18 protein-coding genes and 1 tRNA gene are annotated in these 13030 nt (G+C 67.2%); 2 read left to right on the top strand and 17 right to left on the bottom strand.

Annotated features, from left to right (window positions below; genetic code table 11):
- Window positions 1–113: 113 nt before the first annotated feature.
- Window positions 114–189 (top strand) — tRNA-Val (locus GV044_RS18130).
- Between the two features lie 177 nt (window positions 190–366).
- On the top strand, window positions 367–492 hold the full coding sequence (locus GV044_RS18125) for an entericidin A/B family lipoprotein (protein ID WP_159873458.1): 126 nt from the start codon (window positions 367–369) through the stop codon (window positions 490–492).
- Here GV044_RS18125 and GV044_RS18120 read toward each other — a convergent pair.
- The 17 genes from GV044_RS18120 to GV044_RS18045 all read right to left on the bottom strand — a co-directional run bounded on the left by GV044_RS18120 (window position 489) and on the right by GV044_RS18045 (window position 13018).
- Entirely contained in the window at window positions 489–722 is a 234-nt protein-coding gene (locus GV044_RS18120; RefSeq protein ID WP_236555080.1) for a hypothetical protein, read from the bottom strand. The genes GV044_RS18125 and GV044_RS18120 overlap by 4 nt on opposite strands.
- Before the next feature lie 301 nt (window positions 723–1023).
- Window positions 1024–1476, bottom strand: coding sequence for a response regulator transcription factor (locus GV044_RS18115; RefSeq protein WP_236555079.1), 453 nt, complete (start codon window positions 1474–1476; stop codon window positions 1024–1026).
- A 2-nt stretch (window positions 1477–1478) separates the two neighbouring features.
- Entirely contained in the window at window positions 1479–1625 is a 147-nt protein-coding gene (locus tag GV044_RS22330) for a hypothetical protein (protein WP_236555078.1), read from the bottom strand.
- A 158-nt stretch (window positions 1626–1783) separates the two neighbouring features.
- Window positions 1784–2155: a flagellar protein FliS gene (locus tag GV044_RS18110; RefSeq protein WP_159873454.1), complete on the bottom strand. Its 372-nt coding sequence runs from the start codon at window positions 2153–2155 to the stop codon at window positions 1784–1786.
- A gap of 1 nt (window position 2156) precedes the next feature.
- The gene (fliD, locus tag GV044_RS18105) at window positions 2157–3614 is read right to left on the bottom strand and encodes a flagellar filament capping protein FliD (RefSeq protein WP_159873452.1); all 1458 of its coding nucleotides are present in this window, start codon (window positions 3612–3614) and stop codon (window positions 2157–2159) included.
- A 30-nt stretch (window positions 3615–3644) separates the two neighbouring features.
- Window positions 3645–4787 (bottom strand): flagellar biosynthesis protein FlhB, encoded by a 1143-nt coding sequence (locus GV044_RS18100; RefSeq protein WP_159873450.1) that lies wholly within the window; start codon window positions 4785–4787, stop codon window positions 3645–3647.
- A gap of 10 nt (window positions 4788–4797) precedes the next feature.
- Complete coding sequence (gene fliR / locus GV044_RS18095; protein ID WP_159873448.1) at window positions 4798–5580, bottom strand: flagellar biosynthetic protein FliR; 783 nt, start codon at window positions 5578–5580, stop codon at window positions 4798–4800.
- A gap of 12 nt (window positions 5581–5592) precedes the next feature.
- On the bottom strand, window positions 5593–5865 hold the full coding sequence (locus GV044_RS18090; protein ID WP_159873446.1) for a flagellar biosynthetic protein FliQ: 273 nt from the start codon (window positions 5863–5865) through the stop codon (window positions 5593–5595).
- 22 nt (window positions 5866–5887) lie between these two features.
- Window positions 5888–6682, bottom strand: a complete 795-nt coding sequence (fliP, locus tag GV044_RS18085) for a flagellar type III secretion system pore protein FliP (protein WP_159873444.1) — start codon at window positions 6680–6682, stop codon at window positions 5888–5890.
- Window positions 6679–6960: a flagellar biosynthetic protein FliO gene (locus tag GV044_RS18080; protein WP_159873442.1), complete on the bottom strand. Its 282-nt coding sequence runs from the start codon at window positions 6958–6960 to the stop codon at window positions 6679–6681. The genes fliP and GV044_RS18080 overlap by 4 nt, the downstream gene beginning before the upstream one ends.
- The gene (gene fliN / locus GV044_RS18075) at window positions 6960–7277 is read right to left on the bottom strand and encodes a flagellar motor switch protein FliN (protein WP_159873440.1); all 318 of its coding nucleotides are present in this window, start codon (window positions 7275–7277) and stop codon (window positions 6960–6962) included. Before fliN ends, GV044_RS18080 begins: the two co-directional genes overlap by 1 nt.
- Window positions 7278–7336: 59 nt before the next feature.
- Entirely contained in the window at window positions 7337–8230 is an 894-nt protein-coding gene (locus GV044_RS18070) for a FliM/FliN family flagellar motor switch protein (protein WP_236555077.1), read from the bottom strand.
- Between the two features lie 8 nt (window positions 8231–8238).
- Window positions 8239–8820: a flagellar basal body-associated FliL family protein gene (locus GV044_RS18065; RefSeq protein ID WP_159873438.1), complete on the bottom strand. Its 582-nt coding sequence runs from the start codon at window positions 8818–8820 to the stop codon at window positions 8239–8241.
- Window positions 8821–8851: 31 nt separating this feature from the next.
- On the bottom strand, window positions 8852–10591 hold the full coding sequence (locus GV044_RS18060; RefSeq protein WP_159873436.1) for a hypothetical protein: 1740 nt from the start codon (window positions 10589–10591) through the stop codon (window positions 8852–8854).
- Window positions 10592–10625: 34 nt separating this feature from the next.
- Window positions 10626–11054, bottom strand: a complete 429-nt coding sequence (locus GV044_RS18055) for a hypothetical protein (RefSeq protein WP_159873434.1) — start codon at window positions 11052–11054, stop codon at window positions 10626–10628.
- A gap of 54 nt (window positions 11055–11108) precedes the next feature.
- Complete coding sequence (locus tag GV044_RS18050) at window positions 11109–12434, bottom strand: FliI/YscN family ATPase (protein WP_159873432.1); 1326 nt, start codon at window positions 12432–12434, stop codon at window positions 11109–11111.
- Window positions 12428–13018, bottom strand: a complete 591-nt coding sequence (locus tag GV044_RS18045; protein WP_236555076.1) for a FliH/SctL family protein — start codon at window positions 13016–13018, stop codon at window positions 12428–12430. Before GV044_RS18045 ends, GV044_RS18050 begins: the two co-directional genes overlap by 7 nt.
- Between the last annotated feature and the right edge of the window lie 12 nt (window positions 13019–13030).

Raw genomic sequence — 13030 nt, 5'->3', positions numbered from 1 at the left:
GTCCCCGCCCACGGTTGGTCAAGCTTGAGCATTCGCAACGCACCGGATGGTTGACCGCAAGAAGCGCGCCCGCCATAGCGCCTCGCACATGCGCGTCATCCAGGTGACCGCGCGGGCGGTTAGCTCAGTTGGTAGAGCATCTCGTTTACACCGAGAGGGTCGGGGGTTCGAGCCCCTCACCGCCCACCACAGTCCTGTTGTCGGGCTTGTTGCTGACAGTCATGCGGTGTGGTGCGGGCGCTAGCGGCGGACGCTCCCGATAACTGGCGACGAGAACATGCTGTCGCTCGGCTCATTCGCGGTGAGCTTGGGAAGCGCCGCTGACTGCGTTAGGGTGTGGACCACGCTCCTACTGGAACAAGCATCATGGCTCGTCGCATCTTCACTTTCGCACTTATCGCGGGAAGTCTCGCCTTGGCAGGGTGCAACACCGTTCGCGGCTTCGGCAAGGACCTCGGCTCAGCGGGGCAGGCCTTGGAGACAGTCGATTAGCCCGATAGCGCCGTGTCGATCATGAAACGCCACGTGTTAGCGGCATCACTGGCGAAGGCGGCTTCCGCTTCTTCGGCATGCACGTTCCTGACGATCTCCGCGCCCGCCTCGCTCATCTCAGAGCTCGGTTCGCGCACGGCCTGAAGAACGGCACGCACTTGGGGCAGGTATCGCTCCCAGTCCGGCTCGCTCTCCGGAACGGTGCTGCCTGCGGCGACTTGAGTTTTCATCGTACGCTCTGACATTTCCCAAAGTGCCCGTGCTGCTCGTTCGAGAGGTGTCATGCGAGATCCTTGGGCTGCTAGTGTGCGACAGCGAGCATGGGGCGCAACGAGCACGCTGTCGAGACGGGCGCGTCCTACGACGACGGCATACGAACCCGCGCAACACGCACAGGCCGGGGGCTTGCTTGGAAAAGCACGGCCTCAGCCCAGACCCTGTGGATCGTGTGGCTTGTCCGTCGCCTATCAACAGCAAGCCGGCGGTACCCGGCCCCGCATCGTCTGGCGAACGTCAGCAAGCCATGTCGCGTCAGTTCACCAGCGCAGCTTCGATCGCGATGCGGATCGCTTCGGAGGTATGATTGGCGCCGAGCTTGTTGAGCATGTTGGCGCGGTGAATTTCCACCGTGCGTGGGCTGATCGACAGCTTTTCTCCGATCAGGCGATTGGAGAGCCCGCTGGCAACGCCGTCCAGCACCTCGCGCTCGCGCTTGGTCAGGCGATCGAGGCGCGAGCGCGCCATGACCTCGCGCAGTTTGGTGTTGCCGGCGCCTTCCGACTTGTCGATCGCGCGGGCGAGCGTGTCGTTCAGGTCCTCGGCACTGATCGGCCAGGCGACATAATCGACCGCGCCATCGAGCACGGCCTGGACGATCTGGCGGGGCGAGGGCTCCTCGCAGAAGGCGATGATGGGATACCACTCGCCATCGGTGGCCATCTTTTCGATCAGGTCGGGGATCGTCCCGGCTTCGTCATGGATCATGATCACGCCGGAGCGTGGCCACGCCATTGCCAGTCGTCGATATTCTCGAAAGGCTCGACATGGATGCTGCTGGCCGCAAGCGCATGGCTGATCGATGCGCGGCGGCGCGTATCGCGATCGATCAGGATGAGATTGGAAACGTGTTCCACCAGCAGTGCCCCTAAAGGATTGTCCTAGGGGATTATTCCGGACTTTTGCCGGTTGCGGGTGGACGATCCGATCCGTTTCCGAGGTAGGTCAAGGCCGAGCGCGCGGACGGCGTTGTAATCAGCGGCCTGCGTAGAAACCGAATCGGGAGATTAACGGCTCATCCGCCGCGCAGCGCCCGGCCGATATCGACGAAATCGGCGCGCAACGTGGTGATCCGCGCCGAGTCGAAGTCGGTCGCGCAATCCAGGATCGTGCGCCGCGCGGCCTCGTACATGTGGCGCAAGGCCGAGGCGACGCCGTCCTCGCCGCTGACGCCCAGCTGCAACGCAGTGACCGCCGTCAGCGCGCGGGTGAGCGAGCGGCTTTTGAGGTGGTTATCGCCCGCTTCGGCCGAATGCAGCGCCGTGCCCAGCGCGCCGATCAGGTGCTCGATGCACAAGTGCACCAAATCGGCCGGCCGGGACGCAGCGACGCGTGCGTCGAAGTCGACGCGGCGGTAGGCTTCTTGGGGAGAGCGCATCGCCAGCATGTCAGCTGTCCGACTTGTTCCAGGCGGCGATCTGGTTCTGGATGAACGAGAGCGTCGATTGCGAAGCGGAAATGCGGCTGTCGGAGACGGCGAAGCGTGCGGTCAGGTTCGCGCGCAGGGTTTCCTGCTTTGCGGCCACGGTGGTCTGGTCTTCCTTGACCTGGCCCAGCTGCTTAGTGAAGCGTGTGATCGAGCCGCCGAGCGAGCCCGGATCGCTTGCCGCGGTGGCATTGCGGTACAGCTTGTCGACGGTGGCGTAGACGCCATAGAGCCCGGTCGTGAACATCGACGCGACCCCGTCGGGGTCCTTGGCGAGCGTCGCCTTCAACCGGTTGGTGTCGAGCACGAAGGTACCATCGCGCTGCGTCGAGAGACCAAGGTCGGCCAGCGTCTTGGCCGCGCCGGTGGCGTTCGGCATGACGGTCGTGCCGGCAAGCTTGCTGAACGTCTTCTTGAGCGCACGCGCCCCGCTGTCTGCGCGCAAGTCGCCCGAGGTCGGATCGGTCGCGGCGTTGAGAGCCGAAGCTATCTCGTTGAGTGCCCCCGTCAGGTCCGTCATCGTCGTGCTGAGCGCGGCCGAGGTGTCGGTGAAGGTGACGTTGGTCGGCACAGGAGGCGTGCCGGTGCTGACCGCCGTCAGCTTCAGCGTGACGCCCGGGATCGCCTCGGACACCGTGTTGGACTTGGAGGTGCGCGCCAGGCCGTCGACCTTGAAGCTGGCGTCGCCGGCGGTGGCGACGAGCTGGCCCGTCGTAGCGGACGGATCCCACGCAAGCTTCGACAACCCCGGATTTGCGCTGTCCTCGCTCGCCTCGATGACAAAGCCGTTGGCGGCGCCTTCCTGGCCCTTGAAGACCAGCTGCGCACCGGCGCCGGTCTGCGCGACGTAGGCAGTGACGCCGGTCTTCTTGGCATTAATGGCATTGGCGACATCGTTGAGCGTGGCGCCCGGCGCGATGGCAACGTCGACTGCGGCGTGGCCGGCGTCCTCGGCGAACGACGAGCCTGAGATCGTGCCGAAGCGCAACCTCAGCGTCCCGGCCCCGACCACGTCCGTCGCTGCGGTGGGGCTGGTGTAGGCCGCGCTCGCCAGAGTCTGACTCTTGGCCAATTGGGTGACTTCGAGCGAGTAGGAGCCGGACGGCGTGCGGGTGCCCGAGAGGGTGCCGCTCGCGACGCTCGCCCCGCTGAACTGTGGCTGTGGCGACAGGTTGCCGGTGCGCACGAGATCGCCGACCGAGGTCGAGAAATTCAGCAACATCGCCTTCATGTTCGATGCCGAGGAGATCTGTGCGGTCAGCGTGTCCGACTTGGCGGACAGCCGATCGACCTTGCTGGCGAACTGCGCGGTGGCGAGGTTGGTCGCCAGCGCCGCCATGTCGATGCCGCTGCCGGCGCCGAGCTGGCTGACGAGCGATTGCGTGGCGCTCGTCGATGTCGTCGAGGTGGTCGTCGTCATGGCGTTAAGAACGGCTCGCGCGCATGGGTATTAAGCCACGATCGAGGGATCTAGGCGACCCTCGGTGTCGAAGCGCAGGGTCAACGGTACGGCGACGTCGGGGCGAGGCGGATGCTCGCCGCGCTTCAGTGCAAAGACGAAGGCGAGGATCGCGGCGATTGCGACGTATAGTTCTTCGCGGATCACCTGCCGCTCGCGCGTGGTGTAGTAGACCGAGCGGGCGAGGGCGGGGTATTCCAGCACCGGCACCTGGTACTCGGCGGCGAGCTCGCGCATTGCCAGCGCCTTGTCGCCGCGTCCCTTGGCCAGCACGATCGGCGCGCCGGCCTTTTCGGGATCGTAGGCGAGCGCGACCGAAAAGTGGGTCGGGTTGGTGAGAATGAACTGCGCGTCTTTGACGGCAGGGATCAGGCCGCCCATGGCGATCTTACGCTGGCGTTCGCGCTGCGCCTGCTTCTTCTCGGGCGCGCCCTCGGCTTCCTTGTGCTCGTCGCGCATCTCCTGCATCGACATCTTCAGCCGCTGATGGCGCCGGAACCACTGCACCGGAAAGTCGATGAAGGCGATCAGCGTCAGGCCCCCGGCTAGCACGAAGAGCAGCATGACGATCTGGTGCCAGCCATAGGCCAGCTGCTCGAACAAGTCGCCGCGGCCGAGGCGGCTCAGCTGGGGCACGTTGTTGCGCCCCCAGCTCCAGGCCATGGTGCCGAGCAGCGCGACTTTGGCGAGGCCCTTGGCCATTTCGATCCAGCCATTCGCGCCGAACATGCGCTTGAGGCCCGACATCGGGTTCAGGCGTGAACCCTTTGGAGCGAGATTGCTGCCGATCCAGCGCCCCTCGCCGCCGAAGCTCAATTGCGAGACGAGGCTGACGATGATGACGGCGACGCCCAGCACCGCGATGGGCGGCATCACGGCGAGTGTAGTCTTGAGCAGCATGGTGCCGGGCGAGAAGTTCTCCAGCGAGGCACGGTCCCAGGTGAAGCTGGTGCGCAAGGTCTCGGCCAACAGACCCAAGACCCAGGGCCCGGCGATCAGCAGCCAGGCGGCCGCGACCAGCGTCGCCCCGGCTGTAGCCAGCTCGCGCGAGCGCAGGACGTCGCCCTTCTTGGCCGCATCGCGCAGGCGCTTCGCAGATGGCGCGAAGGTCTTTTCGCCGCTGTCCTCGCTCATGGGGCCGCGCTCACTTCGTCATCACCTTGGCAGTGGCCGCCAGCGCCTCTTGCGTCAGCAGGCTGGCCTGGTCGGTCAGCACTGGCGCGGCGACGATCAGGCCGGCGATCCCGGCCAGCACGCCCGCGGGCAGGCCCAGCGAGAACAGATTGAGTGCCGGGGCCGAGCGGCTGAGCATGCCGGTGACCACTTGCACGACGAGCATGATCAGCGAGACCGGCAGTGCGATCGCGACGGCAGTGATGAACATGGTGCCGGCGAACCCGGCGATTTCGGCGAAGCGCTCGGCGCCAAGCCAGGTCTGCCCGGGCGGAAACACGCGATAGCTGTCGATCACCAAGGCGATCCACTGCAAGTGACCGCCGAGCGCCAGGAAGATGAGGGTGACGACCACGGTGAAGTACTGGCCAAGGGCCGGAGACTGGCTGCCCGAGTTGGGGTCGACCGCGGTCGCCATGCTCATGCCCATGGCGCCGCCGATCATCTCGGCCGCGATCACCGGCGCAGCGAACGCGAACTGGAGCACGAAGCCGAGCGCCAGGCCGACCAGCACTTCGCCCGCAACGCTGACCATACCGGCGACCGATAGCAGGTTGGCCGGCGCCGCGACCGGCGACCAGGCACAGATCAAAACCGCGACGGCTCCCGCCATCATGACGCGCGCTTGCGCAGGTACGCCGGCCATGCCGAACAGCGGCGCGGCCACCAGCGCTGCACCGACGCGGGTCATCACGAAGACCAGGCGCCAGAACTCGGCCTCCAGCGGGCCGAAGCCGAAATCGAGCTGGAGCACGAGTGCGGGACCTTATTTCGAGATCGTTGCGATCTGGGTGAAGACGTCCTGCGTGAAGTCGCCGACCAGTGCCATCATCGAGCCGCCCATGATGACCAACACCAGCGCGGTGACGGCGAGCTTGGGCACGAAGGTGAGGGTCTGCTCGTTGACCGAAGTCGCTGCCTGGATCACGCCCACCACGAGGCCGACGGCGAGCGAGGCCAGCAGGATCGGAGCAGCGACCAGTGCAGTGGTCCAGAGCATCTGGTCCGCAAGGGCCAGCGGAGCGGTGATATCGTCCATAAGGCTCTCTCGCCGAAAATGGTTAACCGAAGCTTGAAGCGAGCGATCCCATCAGCAGCGCCCACCCGTCGACCAGGACGAACAGCAGCAGCTTGAAGGGCAGCGAAACCACCATCGGGCTCATCATCATCATGCCAAGGCTCATCAGCACCGAGGAGACGACAAGGTCGATCACCAGGAACGGCAGGAACAGCATGAAGCCGATCTGGAAGGCGGTCTTCAGCTCGCTGGTGACGAAGGCCGGCAGCAGGATCGAGAACGGCACGTCGTTGCTGTTCTGGAACTTGGGCGCCTTGGCCATCTCCGCGAACATCGCCAGGTCGCGCTGGCGCGTCTGGCGGATCATGAAGTGGTGGAATTCCTGCCCTGCGTTCTGGATGGCCTGCTGTGCGTTGATGGTGCCGGCGGAGTAAGGCTGGATTGCGCGCGCACTCACCTGCTCCAGCGTCGGCGCCATGACGAACAGCGAGAGGAACATCGAAAGGCCGATCAGCACCTGGTTGGGCGGCGACTGCTGCAGGCCGAGCGCCTGGCGCAGGATCGAGAGCACGACCAGGATGCGCGTGAAGCTGGTCATCATCAGGACCAGGCTGGGCAGGATCGTCAGCAGCCCCATGATCATGAGGAGCTGCAGCGACAGCGTCATGCCCTGGCCGCCGGTGCCGCCCATCGACCCGAATGCGCGATCGAGCGCTCCGGGGATGGCGGACGAGGCTGCGGGCGCCGCGGCTTGGGCCTGTGCGTAGGCAGTAGTGGGTAGCAGGGCCAGCGTGCCAGCGATTGCCGACAAGCGTACCAGGGATCGTACCGGGTTCACTCCACGAACTCCGCAGGCTTCACCCGCGCCGGCGCTTCCGCCAGTCGCGTCAGCCCGTTGCGCCCCGCCGAAACCAGGATCTCACGGCCATGAAACTCGATTACCGCCAGCTTCAGCGTGGGCGAGAGCATCGTCGTCTCGATCACGCGCACCGACTTGCCCGCACCGCCGCCGATGCCGGCCTTGGCCTGGACCTTCTGGGCGAGCTTGAGGCACCCCCAAATCGCCAGGCCGATCAGCGGCAGCATGATCAGCAGCTTGAGGATGTACCACAACATCAGCCGAGGTTCCCGGCACCCAAAGCTGCGAAGTCGACCGGAGCGATTTCAGGCACGGGCGCGCTCTGCTGCTCGCCCGCGAGTTCGACGATGCGCAGGCCGAAGCGGCCGTTCTGCGCTACGATCTCGCCCTTGGCGATCGGCTTGCCGTTGACCATGACGTCGAGCAGCTCGTCCGTCAGGCGATCAAGCACCACGACGCTTTCCTGGCCAAGCGACAGCACGTCCTTGAGCTTCATGTCGGTGCGGCCAAGCTCGACCGAGAGGCGGACGTCGACATCTTTCAGAAAGTCGAAGCCGCGCGGATGGATGGACATTGGTGAACTCCCCAGTTCGATGAACGTCTGGTAAATTTGGATGGTAAAGAATTGGTGAATCAGAACGCGGTGGTGATCTGAACCGCGATGCGATCCTCGAACTCGCCGATGGCACCGGTGGCGACGGTGCGCTCGCCTGCCTTGAGCGGTACGCTGCGGGCGACGGCCACCGGGATGACGTCTCCCGGACGCAGCGCGGCAAGCCGGGTGAACGGCACCATCATGTCGACCAGCACCGCCGTCAGCGTGATCGGCAGCGAGGCGAAGGGTTCGCTCATCGGATCGGGCGCGTGCGGCGTCGAGGGCTTGGGGAGCTTGCGCTCGCGACCGGCGAAGAGGGCGGCCAGGGTTGCGTGCGGGAAGGTGAGCGAGAGCAGCCAGGGCTCACAGCCCGGCTCCTCGACTGCCATCGATAGCTCGAACACCGTCTGATCGGGCGTGAACGGCGCGATCTGCGACAGGCGGGTGTCGCGCTGCAGCGGCACCGTCGGCAGCGCACCGCCCAGCGCATCCTGCAACGCCGTCGCCAGGGTCCGCTCGAGACGGCCGATCAACAATTCGGCCGAGAGCGGGAAGGCGTCGGGCAGCGGATTGGGAACGGTGCCGAGGCCGCCGAAGGCGCGGTCGACAAGCCGGAACACCGGCGCCGCTGCGCATGTCAGCAGCACCTGGTGCCGCTCCGGCCCGATGCCGAGGACGGCATGGCTCGCCAGGCTCGACGCGTCCTGGCCCAACTGGCCGGCAAGCAGCGCACGCGGAGCGTCGGGGCGCACGGCAGGGGCCTCGCTGCCCGACAGGCGCGCCAGACCGCCCGCGAGCGTCAGCGCCAGCCGGCCCGACAGCAGGGCCAGCGAAGGCAGCAGATCCGCGTCGCACGGAGCTGCCGGCCCGAGCAGTTCCGGGCAGTGCTGCGCCGCGACACGGTCGGCGATGAAGGAGCGTTCGGGCCGCACGGTGTGCCTTACTGAATGATGAAGCTGCGGAAGAAGACGTCGTCGATGCCGCCGAACCCTTCTTCCTCGGTGAGGACGTGATTGATCGCAGCGGTGAGCCGCTTCTGCAGCTGCTCCTTGCCTTGGATCGAGGTGACTTGCTCTTCCGAGGTATCGGCGAGCACGTTGAGAATGGCGGAGCGGATCGCCAGCTCGTGCTCCTTCTGCCACATCAGCACGCGGCCATCGCGACGGGTGGACGAGGCGATGCTGACCTGGATCAGCGAGTCCGAACCCTTGAGGTTGGACGTGAAATCGCCGTCATAGGTGTAATAGGCCGTGCGGTACTCGCTGCCGCCTTCGCCATACACGGCTTCGGCGCCGCCCTCTTCCTCGCCTTCCTTCTTGGGCGCGTAGGGATCTTCCTCGCCCTTGCGGATCAGCTTGGGGTTGTTGTCCTCCTTGGCCTCGGCATGGCTGCCGATGACGCCGGCCTGCATCAGACCGAACACGCCGCCGCCACCGGCGCCAAGCAGCACCACGCCGCCGACCGCCTTCATCAGCAGGCCCTTGCCCTTCTTCTTGGGCTTCTTTTCGGTGTTGTCGCTCATCGTGCTACCTTGGGGACCTCAATCACGGGGTTCAGGCGTAAATGCCGCTGCGTCGCGGCGACGCCGGAGTAGATGGACCGCGCTCGTCACCTTTGGCGCGAGGATGGTTAATAGTTTGCTCACGTGCCGCACTGCGCTCGCCCGCGGCAGCACGGTCGCGTGCCCCTTGCTGGCCGGACGCTTGCTGCTGCGAAGGCTGGCTGGTGTTGGTGGCCGGCGTATCCTGTTGCTGACCCTGGGCATCGCGGCGAGCGTTGTCGCTCGACTGATCCCCGGCGTTGGATGCCAGCGAGGCCGCCGCGGCGGCATGCACGGCCGGGGCAAAGGTCGGATCGGCGCTGCCGAGCGTCACGTGGATGTGCGAATTCTCGGCCCGCAGGTTCAGCGAGATCGAGCCGAAGTCCTCGTGGACCAGCGCGGCACGCACGGCATGCGGAGCGGCCGCGGCGCGCGCTTCGGTGATGCGGTCGACCAGCGCGGCGATGTCCTGAGTCGGCGCGGTCGGTACGGATGGCGTGACGGTCGGCATCGCAGGAGCCGGCCGCAGCTCCGGCGACGTGGCGACGATCATGTCGGCGCGCACAGGCTGTGCCGCGGCGTCGATCGTGGCGGTAGGGAGCGCCGGCACGACCGGCTTGTGCGCAGGAGCATCGACTGCCGCGGCGAGGACCATCGCGGCGCGATTTGCGGCCCAATCGCCGGTGCTGCGGATCGGAGCTTCCTCGGCGGGCTGTGCGGCTGGCTTGGGCGCTGGAGCGGCGGTGCCTTGCGGCTGCTCGACCGCGACCGGAGTGGCAGGAGCGGGTGCGATCACGTCCTTGGCTTGCGCAGGAACGGGCATACGCGTCAGCCCCGGCAGAACGCTTATGGTGGCGGCCTGCTCGGGCGGAGTGACGGTGAGGTCCGGGGCTGTCAGGACTGCCTTGAGCTCGAGCGGCACCGGCGCGGCGACTTGCGGGACGGTGCTCGCCATGTTGACGGGTGCGACGATCATCGGCGCCTGGACTGCGGCAGCGGGCGCCACCGACTGCCTGACTGGCGCACGGTCAACCCGCCGAGCGGACGGCGTCGCGCCCTGAGCGAACACAGCCGGAGCAGCTTGCGAGGGCGCAGCCGTGGCAGCTGGCACCGGCGGGGTTGCCGCGATCGTGGCGGCCGGCATGGGCGCGATTGCAGGCTGAACGGCTCGCGCAAGCGGTTCCGGAGCTACAACCTTGGTGCGGGCCGCGGATTCGAGGGGCTTGGCGGGCAGAAGCGGCGTGGTGCGCTGTTCTTGCGAGGCCATGGCCTGCGTTGTCGCCTGCGCAGCGGGCTGCGGTGTGGCTTGCGCCATGATTGCCTGCGGGATTACGGCAGCGGGCGCCGTCGGCAGCGTTGCAGCCGTGGGACGGACAGCATCGAGCGCATCGGTTGCGAGCGACTGCTCCTGCGTGCTTTCGGGCGACGGTTCCCCGGCGGTGGCGGCTTTGCGTGGCTCCGGCAGCTTGCCGTCCGGCAAGATCTTGCCGCTTGCCTTGCCGCCGGTGCCGGTCTTGCCGGTGGCAATAGGCTGCGGGGCAGCCGGGACGAGCTGTGCCTGCGCTTGGGCCTGGACCGGCACCGGCTCCGTGACAGGAGCCGCGGGGCTCTCCATCGTCAGCGTCGCACCGGTGAGAAGCGCCGAGAAGTCCACGATCTGCGCGCCTTCGCCGCCAACGGCCGCCGTTGCGGCTGGCAGGACCGCGCCCGGCAGGGCCAGGGCTGGAGCAGCAGTTGCGGAGACTTCGATCATGAACCGGCAAACTCGCGTTGGTTACGCGGGTTAACTATACAAGGTCCGTGCCAGTTTGCTTGCGGCTGCCCAGGGCGGGCGCTTCGGCCCCGCGTGCGATCAGCTTTTCCTGCAGCCGGAACCGCTCTTCGACGGCCGAACGGCGGCGCTCCGCCTCGGCGAGCATGCGCAGCTTGGCGTCGGCGATCGCTTCGGCGCGCTGCGCGTCAGCGCGAGTGTTGCGGGTCAGCATGCCCAAGCCATCGACGAACCCGGCGAGCTGGCGCAGCGAGGCGCCGTCCTGCGATCCACGCCGCGCGCCATAGTCGGCCGCGAGCTTGCCGGTGCGATCGGTCAGCATGCGCAATTGCGAGAGCGTGCTCTCCGCCTCGGCCGCCTCGCGCGCAGCGGTCTGCTTGGCGATGGCGCGGATCTTCTCCAGCCGCTTCAGCCGCAGCAAGCGCGCGCGTTCCTCAGCGTTCATGGATTCGCGCTCCGAGGGTCACTCGCAACAGAAATGGGCAAGACGCCATGAGGCTTACGCGCCCAGCAGCGCCGCGAGCTGGGCCGCGCTGGTGTCGAGGTCGATCACCTCGCCGCCGATCTGGCAGAGGAAGGCGGTCAGCAGCTCGTTCATGGCGATCGCCTTGTCGAGCTGTGGGTCGGCGCCGGCACGGTACGCGCCCATCAGGACGAGGTCGCGATTGGCCTCGTAGCTGGCGGTCAGCGCGCGGAACTCGCGGGCGAGCTTCTGGTGCTGGGGCGAGACGATGTCGTTCATCACGCGGCTGAGCGAGGCCGCGATGTCGACTGCGGGGTATTGCCCACGCTGCGCCAGAGCGCGGTTGAGCACGACATGGCCGTCGAGAATGGCGCGTGCGGTGTCGACCACCGGGTCGTCCTGGTTGTCGCCGTCTGCAAGCACGGTGTAGAGACCGGTGATGGAGCCGCCGCTCGCCGCCGAGTTGCCGGCGCGCTCGACCAGTTTCGTAATGGTGGCCAGAGCCGAGGGCGGATAGCCGCGCGCCGCGCCCGGCTCGCCCAGCAACAGGCCGATCTCGCGCGCGGCGTGGGCGACGCGGGTGAGGCTGTCGAGGATCAGCAAGACCTTCTTGCCCTGCGCGCGGAAGTGCTCGGCCATCGATGTGGCGAGCATGGCGCCGCGCAGGCGCAAGTTGGGCGCGTGGTCGGCGGGCACGGCGACCACCACGGTGCGGTGGCGCTTCTCGTCATGCATGTGCCGCTCGACAAAGTCGGAGACTTCGCGGGCGCGCTCGCCGATCAGGCCGACGACGATGATCTCGGCCTCCGCTCCGCGGGCGATCATGTCGATCAGCACCGACTTGCCGACGCCCGAGCCGGCCATGACGCCGATGCGCTGGCCGACGCCGAACGTGGTGAGCGCGTTAAGCGAACGCACGCCAGTGTCGAACGTCTCGCGCACGGGGCTGCGGTCGAGCGCAGAGGTGCGCAGGCCGCCCGATGGCCACTCGCTGCGGACCTGGATCGCCGGGCCGCCGTCGATCGGCATGCCTTCGCCATCGACCGCACGGCCGAGGAACGCGGCGCCGACCGGCAGCATGCCGGGTCGTCCCTCGGGATAGACCCGCGCGCCCGGGCGCAGCAGGACCGAATCGCCCAGCATCATCATCAGCGTGCGGCCATTGCGAAAGCCGATCACTTCGGCGGCGAGGCTGGAGTTGCGCCCGTTCACCACCCGGCACATCGCGCCGACCGGGATCGACAACCCGCTCACTTCGAGGAGGCCGCCATCGCAGGCGACCACCAATCCATAACGGCGTGGCGCAAGGTCGATCGGTTCGGCGGAGAGTTCACGCAGGATCGGGTCGAACAGGTTCAGCACTGGTGCAGCGCCTCGGCGATGGCGCGCCGCCAGGTGGCGGGCCCATCCTCGACGCCGCCGTGGGCGCCCTCGACCCGGATCGCGCCGCGATCAAGCGTCGCGTCCGGCTGCACATCCCACTCGGCGCGCATGCGCGGTGCGATCAGCGCGAGATCCTGGGGGTGAACGCGGATCACGCGATCATCGTCGGCGCGTGCGAGCATCGCCGCGGCGGCGGTGACGCGGCGCAGCAGCAGGTCCTCGTCCAGCGTCAGCGGCGTGATCGCCGCCTCGCACAAGGCAGCGACGGTGTCGCGCAAACGCTGGCGCAGTTGCTCTTCCAGTGCCGTATCGAACCGCGCGAACGCCAGCGCCAGACCTTCGGCCGCTTCGGAGTCCTCCAGCGCGATGGCGTCGGCCTCGGCACGAGCCTCTTCGTAGCCCTTGCTGTACCCCTGAGCGAACGCCTCGCCGATCGGATCAGGCTCAGGTTCGAGCCGGATCGCCTGGACCGGCTCGGGTTCGAGCACGGTCACACCCGGCTGGTCGCCATAGCGGCTGCTCGCGCGGAATCCCGATGCCGCGGGCAGCGCGTTCAGGGACATGCGTGCATAGCC

The sequence above is a fragment of the Novosphingobium sp. 9U genome, assembly GCF_902506425.1.
Classification (GTDB): domain Bacteria; phylum Pseudomonadota; class Alphaproteobacteria; order Sphingomonadales; family Sphingomonadaceae; genus Novosphingobium.
Note: the sequence above shows the minus strand (reverse complement) of the source record. Positions and strands in the feature narration are given on the sequence as shown.